Annotated in this window: 16 protein-coding genes; 12 read left to right on the top strand and 4 right to left on the bottom strand. The window is 35.2% G+C overall.

Translation table 11 applies throughout. The annotated features are described in order from the left end of the window. Positions 1-61 precede the first annotated feature (61 nt). The 3 genes from ES674_RS10835 to ES674_RS10825 are packed head-to-tail and all read left to right on the top strand — an operon-like array spanning position 62 to position 1,597. Entirely contained in the window at positions 62-604 is a 543-nt protein-coding gene (locus ES674_RS10835) for an RNA polymerase sigma factor (RefSeq protein ID WP_148404050.1), read from the top strand. Positions 605-635: 31 nt separating this feature from the next. After that, positions 636-1,130 carry a hypothetical protein gene (locus tag ES674_RS10830; RefSeq protein WP_148404049.1) on the top strand — a complete coding sequence of 165 codons (495 nt, stop codon included), beginning with the start codon at positions 636-638 and terminating at the stop codon, positions 1,128-1,130. Between the two features lie 17 nt (positions 1,131-1,147). Next, entirely contained in the window at positions 1,148-1,597 is a 450-nt protein-coding gene (locus ES674_RS10825) for a Spy/CpxP family protein refolding chaperone (protein WP_148404048.1), read from the top strand. A gap of 28 nt (positions 1,598-1,625) precedes the next feature. On the opposite strand, the gene ES674_RS10820 is transcribed toward ES674_RS10825, so the two are convergent. Further along, a complete protein-coding gene (locus ES674_RS10820; protein ID WP_148404047.1) occupies positions 1,626-2,681 on the bottom strand; it encodes a WD40/YVTN/BNR-like repeat-containing protein in 1,056 nt (351 codons plus the stop codon). 158 nt (positions 2,682-2,839) lie between these two features. Between ES674_RS10820 and ES674_RS10815 the strand changes: the two genes are divergently transcribed. The 3 genes from ES674_RS10815 to purL all read left to right on the top strand — a co-directional run bounded on the left by ES674_RS10815 (position 2,840) and on the right by purL (position 9,731). After that, a complete protein-coding gene (locus tag ES674_RS10815) occupies positions 2,840-4,054 on the top strand; it encodes an RsmB/NOP family class I SAM-dependent RNA methyltransferase (RefSeq protein WP_148404046.1) in 1,215 nt (404 codons plus the stop codon). Positions 4,055-4,059: 5 nt separating this feature from the next. Further along, positions 4,060-5,883 (top strand): endonuclease, encoded by a 1,824-nt coding sequence (locus tag ES674_RS10810; RefSeq protein WP_148404045.1) that lies wholly within the window; start codon positions 4,060-4,062, stop codon positions 5,881-5,883. A gap of 143 nt (positions 5,884-6,026) precedes the next feature. Further along, positions 6,027-9,731: a phosphoribosylformylglycinamidine synthase gene (purL, locus tag ES674_RS10805; protein WP_148404044.1), complete on the top strand. Its 3,705-nt coding sequence runs from the start codon at positions 6,027-6,029 to the stop codon at positions 9,729-9,731. Positions 9,732-9,828: 97 nt separating this feature from the next. Here purL and ES674_RS10800 read toward each other — a convergent pair whose 3' ends face one another. Together ES674_RS10800 and ES674_RS10795 are read right to left on the bottom strand one after the other, a co-directional pair. Continuing rightward, positions 9,829-10,284, bottom strand: a complete 456-nt coding sequence (locus ES674_RS10800) for a hypothetical protein (protein WP_148404043.1) — start codon at positions 10,282-10,284, stop codon at positions 9,829-9,831. Continuing rightward, positions 10,275-10,838, bottom strand: coding sequence for a hypothetical protein (locus ES674_RS10795; protein ID WP_148404042.1), 564 nt, complete (start codon positions 10,836-10,838; stop codon positions 10,275-10,277). The genes ES674_RS10800 and ES674_RS10795 overlap by 10 nt, the downstream gene beginning before the upstream one ends. Before the next feature lie 389 nt (positions 10,839-11,227). Here ES674_RS10795 and ES674_RS10790 point away from each other — a divergent pair, with 389 nt between their 5' ends. From ES674_RS10790 to ES674_RS10765, 6 genes are all read left to right on the top strand, one after another. Beyond that, entirely contained in the window at positions 11,228-12,997 is a 1,770-nt protein-coding gene (locus ES674_RS10790) for an AMP-dependent synthetase/ligase (protein ID WP_148404041.1), read from the top strand. A 118-nt stretch (positions 12,998-13,115) separates the two neighbouring features. Continuing rightward, a complete protein-coding gene (locus ES674_RS10785; RefSeq protein ID WP_148404131.1) occupies positions 13,116-13,571 on the top strand; it encodes a MarR family winged helix-turn-helix transcriptional regulator in 456 nt (151 codons plus the stop codon). Position 13,572: 1 nt separating this feature from the next. Next, the gene (locus tag ES674_RS10780) at positions 13,573-15,981 is read left to right on the top strand and encodes a 3-hydroxyacyl-CoA dehydrogenase/enoyl-CoA hydratase family protein (protein WP_148404040.1); all 2,409 of its coding nucleotides are present in this window, start codon (positions 13,573-13,575) and stop codon (positions 15,979-15,981) included. 130 nt (positions 15,982-16,111) lie between these two features. Then, positions 16,112-17,302, top strand: a complete 1,191-nt coding sequence (locus ES674_RS10775; RefSeq protein WP_148404039.1) for an acetyl-CoA C-acyltransferase — start codon at positions 16,112-16,114, stop codon at positions 17,300-17,302. A 128-nt stretch (positions 17,303-17,430) separates the two neighbouring features. After that, complete coding sequence (locus ES674_RS10770) at positions 17,431-19,230, top strand: acyl-CoA dehydrogenase family protein (RefSeq protein ID WP_148404038.1); 1,800 nt, start codon at positions 17,431-17,433, stop codon at positions 19,228-19,230. An 86-nt stretch (positions 19,231-19,316) separates the two neighbouring features. Beyond that, complete coding sequence (locus ES674_RS10765) at positions 19,317-20,957, top strand: M1 family metallopeptidase (protein WP_148404037.1); 1,641 nt, start codon at positions 19,317-19,319, stop codon at positions 20,955-20,957. 99 nt (positions 20,958-21,056) lie between these two features. Here ES674_RS10765 and ES674_RS10760 read toward each other — a convergent pair whose 3' ends face one another. Next, positions 21,057-22,523 (bottom strand): magnesium chelatase, encoded by a 1,467-nt coding sequence (locus tag ES674_RS10760; protein ID WP_148404036.1) that lies wholly within the window; start codon positions 22,521-22,523, stop codon positions 21,057-21,059. Positions 22,524-22,575 lie beyond the last annotated feature (52 nt).

The following is a 22,575-nucleotide window of genomic DNA, read 5'->3' as shown; positions in this document are numbered from 1 at the left end:
AACTTCCAACATTCTCATTAAACTTTTTTAACTTAAGCTAGTCTAAAGTTAAAATCGATAAGTGAACGCCGAAACCCAATTAATTGCCGATTTAAAATCTGAAAGCAACCGTGAACCTGCTTTCAATGAATTGGTGACGCAATACAAAGAGCGTTTATATTGGCATATTCGAAATATCGTGAAATCGCATGACGATGCAGATGATGTTCTACAGAATACCTTCATAAAAATTTATAGAAATATTGGAAATTTCAAAGGTGATAGCAAACTTTTTTCATGGATGTATCGTATTGCCACAAACGAATCATTAACATTTATTAGTAATCGTGCCAAGCAAATGCAAATAAGCAATGAGGAAGTTCAAGATATGGCCATTGCTAATCTGGAAGCTGATGTGTATTTTGAAGGTGAAGAAATTCAGATTAAATTACAACGTGCCATTGCCACATTACCAGAAAAACAGCGATTAGTTTTTAACATGAAGTATTTTCAAGAATTAAAATATAAAGATATGGCTGAAATTTTAGAGACCAGTGAAGGCGCTTTAAAGTCGTCTTACCATATTGCCGTTAAAAAAGTAGAAGCCTTTCTTCTAAACGATTAAACCTTTTTAAGAAACTGAAGTCCAAAGAGTAATGAAAAACAGTAAATTACATACTATCAAAAAATCAGGGTTTAAAACTCCGGATACTTATTTTCAGGATTTTGAAAGCACTTTATTGATTGAAATAGCCATTCTAGAAAAAAGTAAAACGGCCGGTTTTAGCGTTCCAGAAAACTATTTTGAAACCTTTAAAATTTCAAAAGGAGATATTTTTTCTGAAGCAAAACCAGAACCGAAAGTCATTCCATTGTTTTCTAAAAAAACGTGGTTATACGCTGCTAGTGTTGCCGCAATTGCCATAATCGTTATCAGTTTGCCAGATTTCAATAAAACGGTTAGCTTTTCATCTTTAGATAATGATAGTATTGAAAATTACATTATTTCAAATGATTATGAACCTTCTGAATTCAACAACCTTATCACAGATCCAGCAGCTTTCGAAAACGCTATTTATAATGAAGCTTTAAGTGATGTGTCATTAGAAAGTTATTTGTACAACAATTCCGATTTGGAAGATTTTAAATAAGATTAAAAAAAAATATTATGAAGCAAATCACCTTAATATTAGCCACTGTTTTTTTTAGCGCCATAAGTTTTGCTCAAAAACCAGATAATCATCACGAAAAAATAAAAACCTTAAAAGTAGCCTATATCACTGAAAAATTAAATCTGACACAAACGGAAGCACAAAATTTTTGGCCTATTTATAATAAGTTTGAAGATGATTATAGTGCGTTACGCGATGATGTTTCAGATAAAAGAAAAGATATAGACGTTGATAAAATTTCAGAAAAAGATGCCAAAGCATTAATTAAAGAAATGGAGCAATTGTATGAAAAAAGATATCGCTTATATCAAAAATACATGACCAATTTGCAAACCGTTTTACCTGCAAAAAAAGTCATTTCACTTAAAAAAGTAGAAGACGATTTTAAACGAAAAATGTTTGAAGAATATAAAAACAGACATGGTAATTCAAAAAAGTCATCCTAAAATAAAAGCAGCCAATTGGCTGCTTTTTTTATCTCTTAAAAACTAATTTACTTATTCTGCCCTGTCCCGAAGCGTAAGCTATAGTATCATTTAAAAAGCGAATGGAATAAAAACCTTCGTCCGAAATATGCGTCCACGTAGCGCCATTATCTTTAGAGTAATCCATACCTTTAAAACCAACAGTTACTAATTCCTGACCATCACGGTTTGGAACATACTGCACACAGCTTCGGTATCCTGGCTCTTGGTTCTCTCCAATTATTTCCCAAGTTTTTCCTCCATCCATAGTGCGTATTTTATTGGCTGTATTATCATCCGGTTTAGTATAATCGCCGCCTATGGCAAAGCCTGTATTTTCATCATAAAAATCCATAGAATACATACCAGTGGTTTCAATTCCTTGTACAATTGGCGTTTTAAAAACCTCCCAAGTTTTTCCTTTATCGCCAGAGTATAAAACTGTACTCACTATGCCTCCTGTTGCGATCCAGGTTTTAGAACCTTTTATTACAATATTTGTATTACTGGCTGCAAATGCAGCAGCACCATTTGTAGCATCTGGCAACCACTTAATATCACAGGGAACTTTCTCCCAATTGTTGCCACCATCTCTGGTAATAATAATACTTAAACAATTATCGGTTGCATCACCAATAGCAATTCCCTCTCGTTTATTCCAAAATTTCATGGCATCATAAAACACCTTTTCATGTTCTTCCTTATAAACCAATTCCATGTTTCCTGTATTGGATGTTTTAAATAATAATGCCGGATTGCCGACACTTAACATGAAAAAATCTTCGGAATTATTGGCAATAGCGCGAAATTCTAGAGACAAGGAATCATGAGCTTGTTCTGAAATTAGCCATTCTCCGGCTTCTGAATTATATAATCCATAGGTATTTTTATTAGCTGCGAATGCCAAACTATTTTTGTCTAAAATTTCTAAAGCACGAATACTTAAAGTCGAATCTTCTAAAATGGTTTGTATTTCCACTTTTGAAATACCTGTTTGTGGTTTTTTCTCTTCCTTTTTACAGGCTAAAATGGTTAATAACACTAGTAATAAACTGAAATATCTCATGGCTGGTAATTTTTGATAAAAATAGAAAAGCTAAACGAATTATTAGATAAACTCTTAAAGAAATAAACTTTGTGTACCTTTGCAAGCTAATAAATAACCAAATGGTATGCCGTTTAAAGTTTATAAAACAACAGCGGAATACTGTACATAAATAAAGAATGCGATTACATAGAAACTTATGTTTTGCCGTTGTTGACGGTTTAACACTTATATTTAACGAAGGGAAATACGCTGATAAAGTTATTCAACAGCTTTTAAAACGCGATAAGCGTTGGGGAAGTCGCGATCGTGGTTTTGTTGCCGAAACGACATACGACATGGTAAGATGGAAGCGCTTATACGCTGAAATTGCAGAAGTAAAAGAGCCTTTTAGCCGTGATGATATTTGGCGCATGTTTGCTGTTTGGGCAACATTAAAAGGCATTAAATTACCAGATTGGAAGTATTTTGAAAACACACCAAGTCGTAAAATAAAAGGGCGTTTTGATGAATTATCTAAAATTAGAAAATTCAAAGAATCTATTCCAGATTGGATGGATGAATTGGGCGTTAAAGAATTAGGTGAAGCTGCATGGACCACTGAAATTGCTGCATTAAATGAGCAAGCCGATGTTGTTTTACGTGTTAATACACTTCAAACGACTAAAGAAAAACTACAAGCAGAGTTATTCGATTTAGAAATTGAAACCGATTTCATAAAGGAATATCCAAATGCTTTAAGACTAAAAGAGCGTGCCAATGTTTTTACAACAGATGCGTTTAAAAATGGGCATTTTGAAGTTCAAGATGCGTCTTCACAATTGGTAGCGGAATTTTTAAATGTAGAACCTGGTATGCGTGTGGTTGATACCTGCGCTGGAGCTGGTGGAAAAACTTTGCATTTGGCCTCTTTAATGGAAAATAAAGGACAAATTATCGCTTTAGATATTTATGCCAACAAATTAAATGAATTGAAGCGTCGTGCCAAAAGAAATGGTGCGCACAACATTGAACCAAGACATATAGATTCTACTAAAGTTATCAAGAAATTGTATGACAAGGCAGATCGCGTTTTAATTGATGCGCCTTGTTCAGGATTAGGTGTTTTACGCAGAAATCCAGATGCCAAATGGAAATTGGAACCTGAATTTTTAGAGAAAATAAAGAAAACGCAACAGGAAATTCTACAACAATATTGTAAAATTGTTAAACCTGGTGGTCAAATGGTTTATGCTACGTGTTCGGTATTACCAAGTGAAAACCAAAAACAGGTGGAAACATTTTTAGCTTCAGAATCTGGAAAAGATTTCACATTTATTAAAGACAAAAAAGTATTGGCTTCAAAATGCGGTTTCGATGGATTTTATATGGCTTTACTTGAAAAGAAAAATTAAAAATTATGAAACAAATCTACTTTATTTTAGCACTTGTGTTTTCATTAAGTGCATCAGCCCAAATTCCTGCAGGTTATTATAATTCTGCAACAGGAACAGGATATGCCCTAAAAACACAATTAAAAAACATAACTGCAAATGGCCACACGCCAAGATCATATGATCAATTATATGATGGTGCAGGGATTGCAAACTCTCAAGGTTATGTTGACACGCATTCTGATGTCAATGTATCTTCTGGAAATAATTATGAAAACGATGGAACTGTTTTAGACTTTTATTCTGAAAATCCTAACGGTCCAGATCCTTATAATTTCACACATAATGTAGATGAGGGTGGCAATCAAAACTCTGAAGGCGATTGTTATAATAGAGAACATTTAATCCCGCAATCTTCTTTTAGCAGTGGTTATCCAATGCAAAGTGATATTCACCACGTTATACCAACAGATTGTAGAGTAAATAATTATAGAGGTAGTTTCCCTTTCGGAAATGTTGCTGTCCCAAATTTAACATCTCTTAATGGATCTAAAAGAGGATCAAGTGCAGTCCCGGGATATTCTGGTACTATGTTTGAACCAATAGATGAATTTAAAGGTGATATAGCACGCGCTTTATTATATTTCGCTACGCGTTATGAAGACACCGTTGATGGCTATACGAGCTTTGACATGTTTAACGGTAGTAATGATCAAGTATTTTTCCCTTGGGCTGTTGATATGCTTTTAGATTGGCATTATAATGTTGATCCAGTAGATCAAAGAGAAAGAGATAGAAACAATGCTGCTTACAAATTTCAAGGTAATGCGAATCCGTTTGTAGATCATCCAGAATATGCTAATATGATTTGGAATCCTAATCCAGATACTGAAGCTCCAACTGCTCCAACTAATTTGGTAGCATCAAATCCTACAGACAATTCAATATATGTAACTTGGACATCTGCAACAGATAATATTGGCGTAACATCTTATGATATTTATGTGGATGGCGTTCTTAATTCCAATGCAACGACTTCAAATTCTACCGTAACTGGTTTATTAGCTGCAACAGAATATTGTTTCACAATTAAAGCGAAAGATGCTGCTGGAAACCAATCCGGCTTTAGCAACCAAGCTTGTGAAACTACAACAGATAATGGTACTGGAACCGATTGTCTAGATGAGTCTTTTGAAAACATTCCAACGGATAGCCCGAGTTCTTACACGGCGAGAAGTTGGATTGGGGATAATGGTGGAACGTGGTCAGCTACAGATGCACGTACCGATCAAAATTTAAATAATAAAGCTATTGCTATAAGAGATGGCGTTTTAACAGCTCCTACTTCTTCTGGAGGTATTGGAGTCCTAACCGTAACAACAAAACGTGTATTTGGAGGATCTGCCGGAACTTTTAACTTAAAAGTAAATGGAACCATTGTGGGTACTATTGCCTATGGAGAACAAGATATTACACAAACAGTTACAACTCCTGCAATTAATATAGAAGGAACTGTTTCAATTGTTATAGATGGAAATAGTTCTACAGGTAACAGAGTTATTTTCGATGATTTGTCTTGGACATGTTATTCCAACTTAAGTACGGATGACTTCTCAATTTCAAAAATCGATATTTATCCTAATCCTGTTAAAAATTCGCTGAATATCAAATTACTAAATCCTAAAGACACGCAAATTGATATTTATACCTTGCTTGGTAAAAAAGTACTGTCGCAAGTTATTAATAAAACGGATAACACTATCAATACGGAATCTTTGAGCAGTGGCGTTTATATTATAAGGCTGCAACAAGATCAAAAAATTATAAGTAAGAAACTTATTAAAAAATAAATTTGAAAGCGACTTTAACGAGTCGCTTTTTTTTTGGTTAATAACAGCGTGAATAACTAACTATTTTCAAGAATGTAAATAGCGCTTATTACACTGAAAAAAAGTAAATTTACATTTTTAAACACAACTTTAATATCTATATAATGATTCATTTCTTCGGAAACCAAAACAGTAACGTATTCGCTGTTCAAGCAACAAAAGAATTATCAACAGAAACCATATCTAAATTGGTGTGGCTTTTTGGCAACCAGCCAAAAATAGATCAAGCATCTTTGGATGCTTTTTTTGTTGGACCACGTGCTGCCATGATTACGCCTTGGAGTACCAATGCCATGGAAATTACCCAAAACATGGGAATTGAAGGCATTATTCGTATTGAAGAATTTCAAGCGACTTCTGAAGATTTTAAAGATTTTGATCCCATGATTTCTGAAAAATATAATGGACTGAATCAAGAATCTTTCACCATTAATATTCAACCAGAACCTATTCTGAAAATTGAAGATATTTCGGCTTATAACCAACAAGAAGGTTTGGCTTTAAATGCTGAAGAAATTGAATATCTTGAAGGTGTTTCAAAAAAAATTGGTAGACCATTAACCGATTCTGAAGTCTTTGGTTTCTCACAAGTGAATTCTGAACACTGTCGTCATAAAATATTTAATGGCACATTTGTAATTGATGGTGAAGAAAAACCAACCTCACTTTTCAAATTAATTAAAGAAACATCGAAACAATTTCCTAACGATATTGTTTCGGCTTATAAAGATAATGTGGCTTTTGTAAAAGGTCCACGCGTAGAGCAGTTTGCGCCAAAAACGGCTGATAAACCTGATTTTTATCAAGTTAAAGATTTTGATTCTGTTATTTCTATAAAAGCAGAAACGCATAACTTCCCTACTACCGTAGAACCTTTTAATGGCGCTGCAACGGGTGCTGGCGGCGAAATTCGCGATAGGCTTGCTGGTGGTAAAGGATCTTTACCATTGGCCGGAACAGCTGTTTATATGACGTCTTATTCGCGTTTAGAAGAAACGCGTCCTTGGGAACAAAAAATGCAAGCTAGACCTTGGTTGTATCAAACTCCTATGGATATTTTAATAAAAGCGAGTAATGGTGCATCGGACTTTGGAAACAAATTCGGTCAACCGCTTATCTGTGGTTCTGTATTAACTTTTGAACATGACGAAACGGAAAGCACCATTATAAACGGTGAATCACGATCTATTAGAAAGTTAGGTTATGATAAAGTTATCATGCAAGCAGGCGGAATTGGCTACGGAAAAGCAGATCAAGCCATAAAAGACAAACCTAAAGTAGGCGATAAAATCGTTATTCTTGGTGGTGAAAATTACCGCATCGGTATGGGTGGCGCAGCAGTTTCATCTGCAGATACGGGCGAGTTTTCAAGTGGCATTGAATTAAATGCCGTACAACGTTCCAATCCAGAAATGCAAAAACGTGCTGCCAACGCGGTTCGTGGTATGGTAGAAAGTGAAGAAAACTTTATCGTTTCTATTCATGATCATGGTGCGGGAGGGCATTTAAATTGTTTGTCAGAATTAGTAGAGGAAACTGGTGGAAACATCGATTTAGATAAATTACCTGTAGGTGACCCTACCCTATCTGCTAAAGAAATAATTGGAAACGAATCCCAAGAACGTATGGGCTTGGTTATTGCACAGAAACATATTGAAACCCTTCAAAAAATTGCCGATCGTGAGCGTTCGCCCATGTATACGGTTGGAGATGTTACAGGAAACGACCGATTTACTTTTGAATCGAAAACTACCGGTGAAAAACCAATGGATTTCGCATTAGAAGATATGTTTGGTAGTTCACCAAAAACCATCATGACAGATAAAACCATTGATAGAAATTATGGTGGCATTTCTTATGATTACAACAAATTTCAAGACTATTTAGAGCAAGTTCTTCAATTAGAAGCTGTTGCTTGTAAAGATTGGTTAACTAATAAAGTAGACCGTTGTGTAGGTGGAAAAGTTGCCAAACAACAATGTGCGGGACCTTTGCAATTACCGCTAAATAATGTTGGTGTTATGGCACTGGATTATAAAGGTAAAGAAGGTGTGGCAACCTCTATTGGTCATGCGCCAATTTCTGGATTAATTAGTCCTACGGCAGGAAGTAGAAACGCGATTACAGAATCCTTGACCAATTTAGTTTGGGCGCCTTTAAAAGATGGTTTAAAAAGTGTTTCATTATCTGCAAACTGGATGTGGCCTTGTAAAAATGAAGGTGAAGATGCTCGACTTTATGAAGCTGTACAAGCTGTATCCGAGTTTTCAATTGGTTTAGGAATTAATGTTCCAACAGGAAAAGATTCACTTTCTATGAAGCAGAAATACCCAAATGAAGAGGTTATTTCTCCCGGAACGGTTATTATTTCGGCAGCAGGAAACTGTAATGATATTACGAAAGTGGTTGAACCTGTTTTTCAAAAACAGGGCGGAAACATTTATTATATAAATATTTCACAAGATGAATTTCATTTAGGTGGTAGTTCTTTTGCGCAAATAATGAATAAGGTTGGTAATACAACGCCAAATGTGCAAAGTGCTGATTATGTAAAAAACGTTTTCAACACCATGCAATCTTTAATAAAAGATGATAAAATTCTGGCGGGACACGATGTGGCTTCTGGCGGATTGATTACAACTTTATTAGAAATGTGCTTTGCAGATACGAATTTAGGTGCTGAATTAGATATTACTGCTTTAAATCAGAAAGATTCTATTAAAGTATTATTTGCTGAAAATTCAGGAATTGTTTTTCAAGCGAAAGATCACACGGTTGAACAAATTTTAAAAGATGCTAAAATTGACTTCCTAAATATTGGAACGGTTCAAGAAAGCGATGTTTTAAGCATTATAAATAATAACGAAGTATTTGTACTAACCGTTTCTAGATTACGTGATGTTTGGTTTAAAACCTCCTTTCTACTCGATCAAAAACAAACAGCAAATGGTTTAGCTCAAGACCGATTTGATAATTACAAAAAGCAACCGTTGGAATTTAAATTCCCTGCTCATTTCACTGGTAAATTGGACAATTCAAGCCGTACGGGTCAATCGCGCCCAAAAGCCGCAATTTTGCGCGAAAAAGGATCCAATTCCGAGCGTGAAATGGCAAATGCTATGTATTTAGCAGGATTTGATGTGAAAGATGTGCATATGACGGATTTGATTTCAGGTCGTGAAAATTTAGAAGAAATCCAATTTATAGGCGCAGTAGGTGGATTCTCAAATTCAGATGTATTAGGTTCGGCTAAAGGTTGGGCTGGTGCATTTTTATACAATGAAAAAGCGAATATCGCTTTAAAGAATTTCTTCAAAAGAAAAGACACCCTTTCTGTTGGTATTTGTAATGGCGCACAACTTTTCATGGAATTAGCACTGGTAAATCCAGAGCATGAAAATCATGGAAAATTAACCTATAACGAATCTCATAAGCATGAAAGTGGCTTTACATCTGTTGAAATTAAGAAAAACAATTCCGTTATGTTGTCTTCATTAGAAGGCAGTAAATTGGGTGTTTGGATTTCGCATGGTGAAGGGAACTTTAAATTAACAGAATCCGAAGATCAATACAACATTGTAGCCAAATATGGCTATGATGGCTATCCAGCAAATCCTAATGGCTCCGATTTTAACACAGCCATGATGTGTGACAAAACAGGTAGACATTTGGTAACCATGCCGCATATTGAGCGATCTACATTCCCTTGGAATTGGGCTCATTATCCGTCAGATAGAAAGGATGACGTGTCGCCTTGGTTAGAAGCTTTTGGGAATGCCCGAGTTTGGATTGAAGCACAAAACAAGTAAAAACAAATACTATAATTATAAAAAAGTGGTTTGAGAACGTGTTCTTAAACCACTTTTTCCATTTCAAAATATTAATTTATAAGCATCTGAAAATAACTTATTTTTTCTTTTTAAGTTTTCCTTTCATTTGTTTTTTCAAAAGTAAAAAACCATTACTTAATTTACCTTTTTTCTTCAGAATAGGAATACTTAACGTTACTAACAGCGCAATACATGCTGCTGAACCTAAACCGCCACCAAAACCGTTGAAAAAGGAGCTAGCATTAAAAAATATAATAGTAAAAACAACTCCAGAAAGCGCCACTAAAACGTAATTTGATAACACATTAGAAGAAACCATACCCGTAAAAGAAGCACCAAAGCAAACCAAAGGTAAATTTTCAATTAAATAAGCTGATAACAAGTTTGGAAATACCAAGACAAATAAACCTGATAAAACACCAACCAAAGCAGATGCTCTAACCGTGCCTTGATTAAATTTTACATGTAAAACAAAAGTGATTAACGAAGATAACCCGCCGGCTACTAGCAAAATAATATGCTCTATACCCATTTAGCAATTAATAAAGTAATAAAAAATGCAACAGCAACGCCTCCAAATGCCAATGTTCCCAGTTTTCCGCCAACACCATGAAAAGTATTTTTCGTTCCAATTAGTAACAAACCAGAAATAAAACTTGCTAATGTTATAAATATATAATCAGGAGCTATACTAATATTAGTCATTCCTACAAATGTACCACAGTAAACTGCTGTTGGCATTCCCTGAATTAGTTTGCTTTTTTTAAATAAATTAGGAAGAAAACTTACCACCAAACCTACTAAACTCGCCGCTAAAACACTGCTTAACCCAAACAACATATATAAAGCATAGGTTGCAATAGCTCCAAAGAATACAAATGCAATGGTTAAAACATGTTCCAAAAAATGATTACCCGAACTTAATGGTGTTTTTTTATACGTAATAAAAAGAAGTGCAAACACCAAAATAATAAACCCAACAACAAATGGGCTATTTTGATGTTCTAATAAAATGGCAACTAAAAACACCAGGTGAGAAAGTATTACAACTATAAAGGAAAGGCGTTTAACATGTTTCTTAATCATATTGATTTTTTAATCCGGTGCAAAAATACATAATTATAACGGGCTGATTTAAGATTCAATCCCTCATTGTATCTTAAATAGCACCTTTAAATTGATATTTTTGCTTTAAATTATAGTGCTACTTTCGTATCTTTATTACTTCTTACGACGGTTATATCTAAAATGTAGCGGATTTTAATTTAAAAAATAGAAAACGTCTCATCATAATATGATAATATCCTTGTAAGAATAAAAAACACAAATCAAACTTTCACATTACAATTAACTATAAAACAACCTTTTAGTTTGGATAAATTATAAAAAACAATATTAATACGGTGTTTTTTTAGGAATCTTATTAAATAAGCATTCCTTTTCTTAATTTGCCAAACTATACACAATTAATTCCTATGCACAAAATCACCCGAATTTTTGATTTTCCCTATCACCAATTGGAAACCTATAATTTAGATAAGGCGTTAACATCCAAATACAATGGAAAATGGGAATCACTTTCCTCACAGGACTATGTAAATCAAGCAAATGCTATAAGTCGTGGTTTGTTGCGTTTAGGTGTGCAACCAAATGATAAAATAGCCGTCATTTCAACTACAAATAGAAATGAGTGGAATGTTATGGACATTGGAATTTTACAAATTGGTGCTCAAAACGTACCGATTTACCCTACTATTTCCAAAGAAGATTATGAATATATTCTGAATCATTCAGAAGCCATCTATTGCTTTGTATCCGATACAGGGATTTTAGAGAAATTGAACCCCATAAAAGATAGTACGAATGTAAAAGGCGTTTATACATTTGATGATGTTGCTAATGAAAATAGTTGGAGAGATATTTTAGAATTAGGAAAAGATACCAGCAATCAAGATGAAGTTGATGCCAGAAAAGCTGCAGTCATCACTGATGATTTAGCGACTTTAATTTATACATCTGGAACCACCGGAAGACCTAAAGGCGTGATGTTGTCTCATAGAAATTTAGTTTCCAATGTTTTAGATAGTGAAAAACGCGTTCCATTTGATTACGGAAATTCGAAATCTTTGAGCTTTTTGCCCGTTTGTCATGTTTTTGAACGTATGATTCTTTATTTATATCAATACTGTGGTGTTGAAATTTATTTTGCCGAATCCATTGAAAAAATGAGCGACAATTTAAAAGAAATTCAACCAAACGTAATGACGGCTGTTCCTCGTTTATATGAAAAGGTATATGACAAAATAGTTGCTAAAGGAAGTGAACTTACCGGCATTAAAAAAGCGCTTTTCTTTTGGGCTGTAGATTTAGGTTTAAAATATGAACCATACGGCGCCAACGGTTGGTGGTATGAAACCCAACTAAAATTAGCCAGAAAACTTATTTTCAGTAAGTGGAAAGAAGGCTTAGGTGGGAAATTAGATTTAATGGTCTCGGGAAGTGCGGCATTACAACCACGATTAACGCGTGTTTTTGCAGCTGCTGAAATGCCTATCATGGAAGGTTACGGTTTAACGGAAACTTCACCTGTAATTGCCGTAAATGATGAAAGAGATGGAGGCTTTAGAGTTGGAACCGTAGGAAAAGTCATTGATAATGTTCACGTAAAAATAGCCAAGGATGGCGAAATTTTAGTAAAAGGTCCTAATGTTATGATAGGTTACTATAAAGAACCTGAAAAAACGACTGAAGTTATGACGGATGGTTATTTCCATACAGGCGACATTGGCGAAATAGATGCGGATGGATTCTTAAAAATAACAGATAGAAAAAAAGAGATTTTTAAAACCTCTGGCGGGAAATATGTGGCTCCTGCCCTTTTAGAAAACGAATTTAAACAATCACGTTTTATTGAACAGATTATGGTAATAGGTGAAGGCGAAAAAATGCCAGCAGCACTTATTCAAATTAATTATGACTTTGTTCAGGAATGGGCTAAAAGACATCATATCTCATTTAATTCGCAATCCGAGATTGCTTCCAATCCCGAATTGCTAGAACGCATTCAAGAAGAAATTGATGTGGCAAACAAAAAATTTGGACATTGGGAACAAATTAAAAGATTTGAAATCACACCAGATCCATGGACAATTGAAGGTGGGCATTTAACGCCAACCATGAAAATGAAACGAAAGATTATTAAAGAAATTTATAAAGATCTTATTGAAAAAATATACCGACCGTAATTAAAAAACTCCCAAATAAATTGGGAGTTTTTTTTATACGCTTCTCATATAAAAATTTTACAATTTGTTATGCGTGCATAATAAATTTTTACTATATTTGGAATTCGAACAAGTAAATATGAAGGATAAAACCATCGATTATATATTTAGGACCACGTGGTTAGCAATAAATAAAATGTATAACGAAGAGGCAGCAAAATTTGAAACTAGTATGGCTACAGGTTTTGCATTATTAAGTATTGATCCCGAACACGGCACGGCATCCACCTCTTTGGGTCCGAAAATGGGTATGGAAGCTACTAGCCTTTCTAGAACCTTAAAATCCATGCAAGAAAAGGGGTTAATAGAACGCAGACCAAACCCAGAAGATGGTCGTGGTGTTATTATTCACCTCACAGAATTTGGACGTGAAAAACGCGCCTATTCTAGAGAAAAGGTTTTAACCTTTAATGAGGCCATTCGAAAAAATGTGCCACCAGAAAAACTGGATCACTTTTATGAAGTTTCTGATATTATTAATAACATGATATCGAACAAGAAAATTTACAATCAAAAAGAACATATTTCAAAATAACATGACTAAACGAAGAATAAAAAAAGTAGCAGTTATAGGTTCTGGAATTATGGGAAGCGGTATTGCTTGCCATTTTGCCAATATTGGTGTTGATGTACTTTTATTAGACATTGTTCCTAGAGAATTAAACGCTACCGAAGAAGCTAAAAAACTAACTTTACAAGATAAAGTAGTTAGAAATCGCATTGTTAATGAATCGTTAGCAGCCGCTTTAAAATCGAAACCCTCCCCTATTTATCACCAAAAATTTGCCAATCGTATCACGACGGGAAATTTAGAAGATGATATTTCAAAAATAAAAGAGGTTGATTGGATTATTGAAGTTGTTGTAGAACGCCTAGATATTAAGAAACAAGTTTTTGAAAACTTGGAGAAATTCAGAACGCCAGGAACGTTAATTACTTCTAACACATCTGGGATTCCAATTCACTTTATGAGTGAGGGTCGCAGCGACGATTTTCAAGAGCATTTCTGTGGAACACACTTTTTCAATCCAGCACGTTATTTAAAGTTATTTGAAATTATTCCTGGCCCAAAAACATCTCAAAATGTTTTAGATTTCTTAAGTGATTATGGTGAAAAATTCTTGGGTAAAACATCTGTTATTGCTAAAGATACACCAGCATTTATTGGAAACCGTATTGGGATATTTGGTATTCAAAGTTTATTCCATCAAGTAAAAGAATTTGGTTTAACCATTGAAGAAGTTGATAAATTAACAGGACCAGTTATTGGGAGACCAAAATCGGCAACCTTCCGTACAGTGGATGTGGTTGGTTTAGATACTTTAGTGCATGTTGCTAATGGTATTTATGAAAACTGCCCAGAAGATGAAGCTCACGAACTTTTTAAACTTCCTGGTTTCATCGACAAAATGATGGAAAACAAATGGCTAGGTAGTAAAACAGGTCAAGGTTTTTATAAAAAAGTTAGAAATAAGGATGGTAGCAGTGATATCTTGTCTTTAGATTTAGATACGCTTGAATATCGCGAAAAAAAATCTGCCAGATTTGCCACGCTTGAATTAACCAAAACAGTAGATAAAGTAGTAGATCGTTTTCCTATTTTAGTTTCAGGAAAAGATAAAGCAGGTGAATTTTACAGAAAAAACTTTGCGGCTATGTTCGCTTATGTGTCCAACCGAATTCCTGAAATAACAGACGAATTATATAAAATTGACGATGCCATGAAAGCTGGTTTTGGATGGGAACATGGACCATTCCAAATTTGGGATGCTGTTGGTGTTGAAAAAGGAATTGCTATTATGAAAGCGGAAGGTTTTGAACCTGCTTCTTGGGTTAATGATATGATTGCTTCCGACAACAAGTCATTTTATACAATTAAAAATGGTGCGAGCTATTTTTATGATATTCCAAAAAAATCACAAGAAAAAATACCTGGACAAGATGCCTTTATCATTTTAGATAACATTAGAAAATCTAATGAAGTTTTTAAAAACTCGGGTGTTGTTATTGAAGATTTAGGTGATGGAATCCTGAATTGTGAATTCCAAAGTAAAATGAACACCATTGGTGGTGACGTATTAGTGGGCATCAATAAAGCTATTGATTTAGCTGAAAAAGATTTCGCAGGATTAATTATTGGAAATCAAGGCCCTAATTTCTCTGTAGGTGCAAACATCGGTATGATTTTCATGATGGCTGCCGAACAAGAATATGATGAATTAAACGCTGCTATCAAATATTTCCAAGACACGATGATGCGTATGCGCTATTCGTCTATCCCAACTATTTCAGCACCTCACGGCATGGCTTTAGGTGGTGGTTGTGAAATATCTCTACACGCAGACAAAGTAGTTGCTGCCGCAGAAACTTATATGGGACTAGTAGAATTTGGTGTTGGGGTTATTCCTGGCGGAGGTGGTTCTAAAGAAATGGCCTTACGCGCTTCAGATACTTTTAAGAAAGGTGACGTTCAATTAAACACCTTACAAGAGTATTTCTTAACAATTGCTATGGCAAAAGTATCTACGTCTGCTTATGAAGCTTTCGATTTAGGTGTTTTACAACACGGAAAAGATTTGGTAGTTGTAAACAAAGATCGTCAAATAGCGGTTGCTAAACAACAGGCTAAATTAATGGCGGATATCGGTTATACACAACCTATTAAAAGAACCGATGTTCAAGTTCTTGGAAAACAAGCCTTGGGTATGTTTTTAGTAGGAACCGATGCTATGGAAGACAGTAATTACATTAGTGAACACGATATGAAAATTGCCAACAAACTAGCATACGTTATGGCTGGTGGCGATTTATCTGAACCAACCATGGTGAGCGAGCAATACCTATTGGATTTAGAACGTGAAGCGTTTTTATCTTTATGTACAGAACGTAAGACACTTGAGAGAATTCAACATATGTTGAAGACTGGGAAACCGTTAAGGAATTAGAAAGCCCCTCTGCCTAAAGGCATCTCCCCAAAGGGGAGAATTTGAGAGGAATTAATATAAAATGAAGTTGAATTTTAAAATATAACCCGTTACAGTTCCCTCTCCCTTGGAGAGGGTTAGGGAGAGGCTTATGAAACAAGCATATATAGTAAAAGCATACAGAACAGCCGTTGGGAAAGCACCAAAAGGCGTGTTCAGATTTAAAAGAACGGACGAATTAGCTGCAGAAACCATCAAATATATGATGAAAGAACTGCCGCAATTGGATCCAAAACGCATTGATGACGTTATGGTTGGAAATGCCATGCCAGAAGGCGCGCAAGGCTTAAATATGGCGCGTTTAATCTCTTTAATGGGATTAGATATCGTAGATGTTCCTGGTGTTACTGTTAACCGTTTTTGTTCTTCTGGTATAGAAACAATTGGGATGGCAACGGCAAAAATTCAAGCAGGTATGGGCGATTGTATTATTGCTGGTGGTGCAGAAAGCATGAGTTCAGTACCTATGTCAGGTTTTAAACCCGAATTAAATTATGATTTAGTAAAAGCTGGTCATGAGGATTATTATTGGGGAATGGGAAATACAGCAGAAGCGGTAGCAAAAAAATTCAACGTTTCACGTGAAGATCAAGATGAGTTTTCATTCTACTCGCACATGAAAGCTTTACGTGCACAAGCTGAAAATCGTTTTCAAGATCAAATTGTGCCTATTACAGTTGAACAAACTTATGTAGATGAAAATGGTAAAAAAGCGAATAAATCTTACACGGTAACAAAAGATGAAGGTCCACGTGCTGGAACAAGTATCGAAGCTTTGTCAAAATTACGCGCGGTTTTTGCAGCTGGCGGTAGTGTTACAGCTGGAAACTCATCACAAATGAGTGACGGTGCTGCATTTGTTATGGTTATGAGTGAGGACATGGTTAAAGAATTAGGTTTAGAACCAATTGCTCGCCTTGTTAATTATGCAGCTGCAGGTGTTGAACCTCGTCTTATGGGAATTGGTCCTGTAAAAGCTATTCCAAAAGCATTAAAACAAGCAGGTTTAAAACAATCAGATTTGGAGCTTATTGAATTGAACGAGGCTTTTGCTTCACAATCATTAGCCGTTATCAGAGAATTAAATCTGAATCCTGATATCGTGAATGTCAATGGTGGTGCCATAGCATTAGGTCACCCATTGGGTTGTACAGGTGCAAAATTATCAGTTCAGCTTTTTGATGAAATGCGCAAACGTAATATGGTTGGCAAATATGGCGCGGTAACTATGTGTGTTGGAACCGGTCAGGGTGCTTGTGGGATATTTGAATTTTTGAAATAGAAGGCCCCTTTGCCTTCGGCATTTCCCCATAGGGGAAAATAAAATTAGTAGTAATAAAAAAATATAAATAATATAATTTAAAATACCCTATAAAAGCCCTCTCCTCTGGAGAGGGTTGGGAGAGGCCTATGGAAAAAGATATATTAAGAGGCGGTCAATTTCTTGTAAAAGAAACGAATTGCGAAGATGTGTTTACTCCTGAAGATTTTTCAGAAGAACAAACCATGATGAAAGAATCGGTTCAAGAATTTAACGACCGAGAAATCATACCACACAAAAACCGTTTTGAGGCAAAAGATTTTGCGCTAACGGAAGAAGTTATGAAAAAAGCTGGTGATATGGGCTTTTTAAGCGTTGCCGTTCCTGAAGAATATGGCGGAATGGGTATGGGCTTTGTTTCAACTGTATTAACTTGCGACTATATTTCAAGTGGAACAGGTTCTTTTAGTACCGCTTTTGGTGCACATACTGGAATTGGTACCATGCCAATTACACTTTATGGAACGGAAGAGCAAAAACAAAAATACGTACCTAAATTAGCATCAGGAGAATGGTTTGGTGCTTATTGTTTAACGGAGCCTGGCGCTGGATCAGATGCCAATTCTGGAAAAACAACCGCTACCCTATCTGAAGATGGAAAATCGTATAAAATTAATGGTCAGAAAATGTGGATTTCAAACGCAGGGTTCTGTCGCTTAATGATTGTTTTTGCGCGTATTGAAGATGACAAAAATATTACGGGTTTTATTGTTGAATATGACAAAGAAAATCCAAATGGTATCACTTTAGGTGAAGAAGAACATAAATTAGGTATTCGCGCAAGTTCAACACGTCAAGTATTCTTTAGCGATACGGTTATACCTGCTGAAAACATGTTGGCTGGTCGTGGCGAAGGTTTCAAAATTGCTATGAATGCTCTTAACATTGGTCGTATTAAGTTAGCGGCTGCCTGTTTAGATTCGCAACGTCGTATTTTAACGACTGCTGTTAAATATGCCAACGAACGCAAGCAATTTGACACGCGTATTTCCGATTTTGGCGCTATTAAAATCAAAATAGCCGAGATGGCTGCAAATGCATATGCTGGTGAATCGGCTACATACCGTGCATCTAAAAATATTGAAGATCGTATTGCCATGCGTCAAGCGGCTGGAAATTCGCACCAAGAGTCTGAATTAAAAGGTGTAGAAGAATATGCCATTGAATGTTCTATATTAAAAGTAGCCGTTTCTGAAGATGTTCAAAATGCCGCTGATGAAGGTATTCAAATTTTTGGTGGTATGGGATTCTCGGAAGAGACACCTATGGAAGCTGCTTGGAGAGATGCTCGAATTGCTCGTATTTACGAAGGCACCAACGAAATCAACCGTATGTTGTGTGTAGGCATGCTTGTTAAGAAAGCCATGAAAGGTCACGTAGATTTATTGGGTCCTGCACAAGCGGTTCAAGACGAATTAATGGGTATCCCTTCATTTGACACGCCAGATTATTCTGAATTATTTTCAGAAGAAAAAGAAATGATTAAGAAGTTAAAGAAAACCTTTTTAATGGTTGCTGGCGCTGCGGTTCAAAAATTTGGTCCGGATTTAGAAGAACACCAACAGTTGTTAATAGCTGCTGCTGATATTCTAATTGAAATTTATATGGCTGAATCTACGATTTTAAGAACCGAGAAGAATGCTAAACGTTTTGGTGAAGAAGCTCAATCCGTACAAATTGCTATGGCGAAATTATACTTATATCAAGCCGTAGATATTGTAGAAGGAAAAGGAAAAGAAAGTATTATTTCTTTTGCTGAAGGAGATGAACAACGTATGATGCTTATGGGCTTAAAACGTTTTACTAAATATACAAACTTCCCAGATATCGTTGATTTACGTAAAGAAATTGCCGAGAAAGTAAAAGCAGAAGGAAAATACTGTTTTTAAATATAATAAAGTTTAGTGAAAAGTGAAAAGCCGTTCCTTAATTGGGAACGGCTTTTCTTTTTCCGTATTTTAGTGAAAATTTTCAAATGAAAGCATTCAGCATACTTTTAGCCATTTTATTAATTCCTGTAAGCATTTATAGTCAAGGCTTACTTCAAGAAAAAAACACCTTTACGCATCAAGACACCTTACGCGGTTCTATTACGCCCGAGCGTGAATGGTGGGATCTAACCTATTATCATTTAGATATTTCGGTAGATCCTGATACTAAATCTATATCAGGTAAAAATACCATAAAATATACCGTTTTAAAACCGTATGCCACCATGCAAATAGATTTGCAGGAGCCCTTGTATATCACTAAAGTTACTCAAAACGGGAAGGAACTAAAAGCCATGCGTGATGGAAACGCCTATTTTATAGGTTTAATAGATCATCAAGTTCTTGAAACTAATAATTCTATTGAAGTTTTTTACGAAGGAAATCCAAAAGAAGCCAAAAATGCGCCTTGGGATGGCGGCTTTTCTTGGAAAAAAGATGAAAATGGCAACGACTTTGTAGCCACGTCTTGCCAAGGTTTAGGTGCTAGCGTTTGGTGGCCCTGTAAAGACCATATGTATGATGAAGTAGATAGTATGGATATAAGTGTTACAGTGCCAAAAGGATTAATGAATGTTTCCAATGGGCGCTTAAAAAGCACTGTTGAAAATAAAAAAACCACTACCTATAATTGGACCGTTAAAAATCCTATTAATAATTATGGCGTAAATGCCAATATAGGTGATTACGTGCATTTCTCGGAAGTATATGCTGGAGAAAATGGCCCGCTTGATATGGATTATTATGTACTCCGTGATAATTTAGAAAAAGCGAAAACACACTTTAAAGATGCGCCTCGCATGATGGAAGCTTTTGAGCATTGGTTTGGACCCTATCCATTTTATGAAGATGGTTTTAAATTAGTAGAAGTTCCGTATTTAGGCATGGAACACCAAAGTTCCGTGACTTATGGAAATCAGTATAAAATGGGTTATTTAGGTAACGATGTATCCGGCTCTGGTTGGGGAATGAAATTCGATTTTATAATTATTCACGAATCGGGACACGAATGGTTTGCTAATAATATCACACATATTGACATGGCAGATATGTGGATTCATGAAAGTTTCACCTCCTACTCCGAAAATCTGTTTGTAGATTATTTTTATGGCAAAGAGGCTTCTGCCGATTATGTGGTTGGTGTAAGAAAAAGAATTCAAAATGACGCGCCTATTATTGGCACATACAATGTAAATAAAGAAGGCTCTGCCGATATGTATTATAAAGGAGCCAATATATTGCACACTTTGCGCCAACTTATTGAAGATGATGAAAAATGGCGCCAAATTTTACGTGGTTTAAATGAAACGTTTTATCATCAAACAGTTACCACCAAACAAATTGAAGATTATATAAGTGAGAAATCTGGGATTGATTTAAAACCCTTTTTTAACCAATATTTACGAACTGCGAACGTGCCTGTTTTAGAATATACACTCAAAAAAGGAACTTTAAGATACCGCTGGAATAATGTGGTTGACGGCTTTAAAACACCTGTAAAAGTAACTTTTGAAGGTAAAGAGCAATGGATTTATCCTACAACGGAATGGAATTGGAAAATGGTTGATGTAAAAGTTAGAGAACTTAAATTAAACAGAAATTTCTATGTCAACATTTCTAAATTATAACCTTTCAATCTCATGCTAAAAATAAAAAAGCGCTATTTATAAAGCGCTTTTTTGTTTTCTGTTCGGTGTGAAATAAAATAGATATATGGTATTCTCTTTTTATAAATCGTTAATAAAACTGCTATAAGGATCTTTAAATTGAATACCTTCTGTAAAGCGATATTTACTTAATTGCTTATGTTCTACTAATGCCCAAAGCACAAATTCTTTTACAAAATAACTTTCTTCTTTTGATAAATTAGGTTGATGCTCACCTAACAAATCATCCAATGGCGTAACGGATTCTAAAAGCGCTTTGTATTCCTTATCGCGTAAATCATCTAATAATTCGAAATCGGCAGTATTATTAAAAAACCACGAAACTACGTCATCATAAGGTCCTACTTCATCTTGTTTTTTCAATTTTTCTATCTTCGGAAAGAACTCTGGAAACAAGGTTTTTACAGCTTCGCCAATTAAATTATAGGCTACTTGGGCTGCTCCTTCTTGCTCACCTTCATAAACCAATTCTACTTTTCCAGTTATGGAGGGAATAATTCCCATAAAATCCGTTAAACGCACTGTTGTTTTTTCGTCGCCAGCTTTTAATGAGCGTAATTCGGCGGTACTTAATAAGTTTTCAAAAGCGGTGATGCTTAATCGCGCACTTACGCCACTTTTTTCATCAATAAAATCGCTTTCACGCGCCTCAAAAACGATTTGCTCTAATAAATCTTTTGCTAATTCGGGAACGTGAATACTTTCTTTCTGACGCAAATCAGATTTCGCTTCTTGTTCGGTAATTAATTTGGCAGTTTCAATATCTTCGGGATAATGCGTCAGAATTTGAGAACCGATTCTATCTTTTAAAGGCGTAATAATACTTCCTCTATTCGTGTAATCTTCAGGGTTTGCTGTAAATACGAATTGCATATCTAAAGGTAAACGTAGTTTAAAACCACGTATTTGAATATCCCCTTCCTGTAAAATATTGAATAAAGCGACTTGAATTCTGGCTTGCAAATCTGGTAATTCGTTAATAACAAAAATACAACGATTGGCGCGTGGAATCATACCATAGTGAATCACACGATCATCCGCATACGTCAATTTTAAATTGGCTGCTTTTATAGGATCTACATCTCCAATAATATCGGCAACGGTAACATCTGGTGTTGCTAATTTTTCAGCAAAACGTTCGCTTCTATGTAACCATGCAATCGGCGTTTCATCGCCTTTTTCTTCAATTAACTCTATTGCAAATCTTGAAATAGGCTTTAACGGATCGTCATTAATTTCTGAACCTGCCACTACTGGAATATATTCATCCAATAAGGTAATCATTAAACGTGCTAATCGCGTTTTTGCTTGACCGCGTAATCCTAATAAATTAATGTTATGTCTTGATAAAATGGCACGTTGCAATTCCGGAATTACGGTGCTTTCATAACCGTGAATACCTTCAAAAATCGTTTCTTTATTTTTAATTTTTTCAATAAGGTTTTCTCGTAATTCATCCTTTATGGATTTGGATTGATAACCTGATTTTTTTAGTAGTCCTAATGTTTTAATCTTATCTATTTTCATATATTTTTTTTCAATAGTGTGAGGAAAACCTTTCAATCCTCACTATTCTCTT

This window comes from Bizionia myxarmorum (genome assembly GCF_008086205.1).
In the GTDB taxonomy this organism is placed as follows: domain Bacteria; phylum Bacteroidota; class Bacteroidia; order Flavobacteriales; family Flavobacteriaceae; genus Algorimicrobium; species Algorimicrobium myxarmorum.
Note: the sequence above shows the minus strand (reverse complement) of the source record. Positions and strands in the feature narration are given on the sequence as shown.

Excerpts from the sequence above, each read along its gene's own strand:
- ES674_RS10830 (WP_148404049.1), top strand. The coding sequence starts at position 636 with ATGAAAAACAGTAAATTACATACTATCAAAAAATCAGGGTTTAAAACT.
- ES674_RS10825 (WP_148404048.1), top strand. The coding sequence starts at position 1,148 with ATGAAGCAAATCACCTTAATATTAGCCACTGTTTTTTTTAGCGCCATA.
- ES674_RS10820 (WP_148404047.1), bottom strand. The coding sequence starts at position 2,681 with ATGAGATATTTCAGTTTATTACTAGTGTTATTAACCATTTTAGCCTGT.
- ES674_RS10815 (WP_148404046.1), top strand. The coding sequence starts at position 2,840 with ATGCGATTACATAGAAACTTATGTTTTGCCGTTGTTGACGGTTTAACA.
- ES674_RS10810 (WP_148404045.1), top strand. The coding sequence starts at position 4,060 with ATGAAACAAATCTACTTTATTTTAGCACTTGTGTTTTCATTAAGTGCA.
- purL (WP_148404044.1), top strand. The coding sequence starts at position 6,027 with ATGATTCATTTCTTCGGAAACCAAAACAGTAACGTATTCGCTGTTCAA.
- ES674_RS10800 (WP_148404043.1), bottom strand. The coding sequence starts at position 10,284 with ATGGGTATAGAGCATATTATTTTGCTAGTAGCCGGCGGGTTATCTTCG.
- ES674_RS10795 (WP_148404042.1), bottom strand. The coding sequence starts at position 10,838 with ATGATTAAGAAACATGTTAAACGCCTTTCCTTTATAGTTGTAATACTT.
- ES674_RS10790 (WP_148404041.1), top strand. The coding sequence starts at position 11,228 with ATGCACAAAATCACCCGAATTTTTGATTTTCCCTATCACCAATTGGAA.
- ES674_RS10785 (WP_148404131.1), top strand. The coding sequence starts at position 13,116 with ATGAAGGATAAAACCATCGATTATATATTTAGGACCACGTGGTTAGCA.
- ES674_RS10780 (WP_148404040.1), top strand. The coding sequence starts at position 13,573 with ATGACTAAACGAAGAATAAAAAAAGTAGCAGTTATAGGTTCTGGAATT.
- ES674_RS10775 (WP_148404039.1), top strand. The coding sequence starts at position 16,112 with ATGAAACAAGCATATATAGTAAAAGCATACAGAACAGCCGTTGGGAAA.
- ES674_RS10770 (WP_148404038.1), top strand. The coding sequence starts at position 17,431 with ATGGAAAAAGATATATTAAGAGGCGGTCAATTTCTTGTAAAAGAAACG.
- ES674_RS10765 (WP_148404037.1), top strand. The coding sequence starts at position 19,317 with ATGAAAGCATTCAGCATACTTTTAGCCATTTTATTAATTCCTGTAAGC.
- ES674_RS10760 (WP_148404036.1), bottom strand. The coding sequence starts at position 22,523 with ATGAAAATAGATAAGATTAAAACATTAGGACTACTAAAAAAATCAGGT.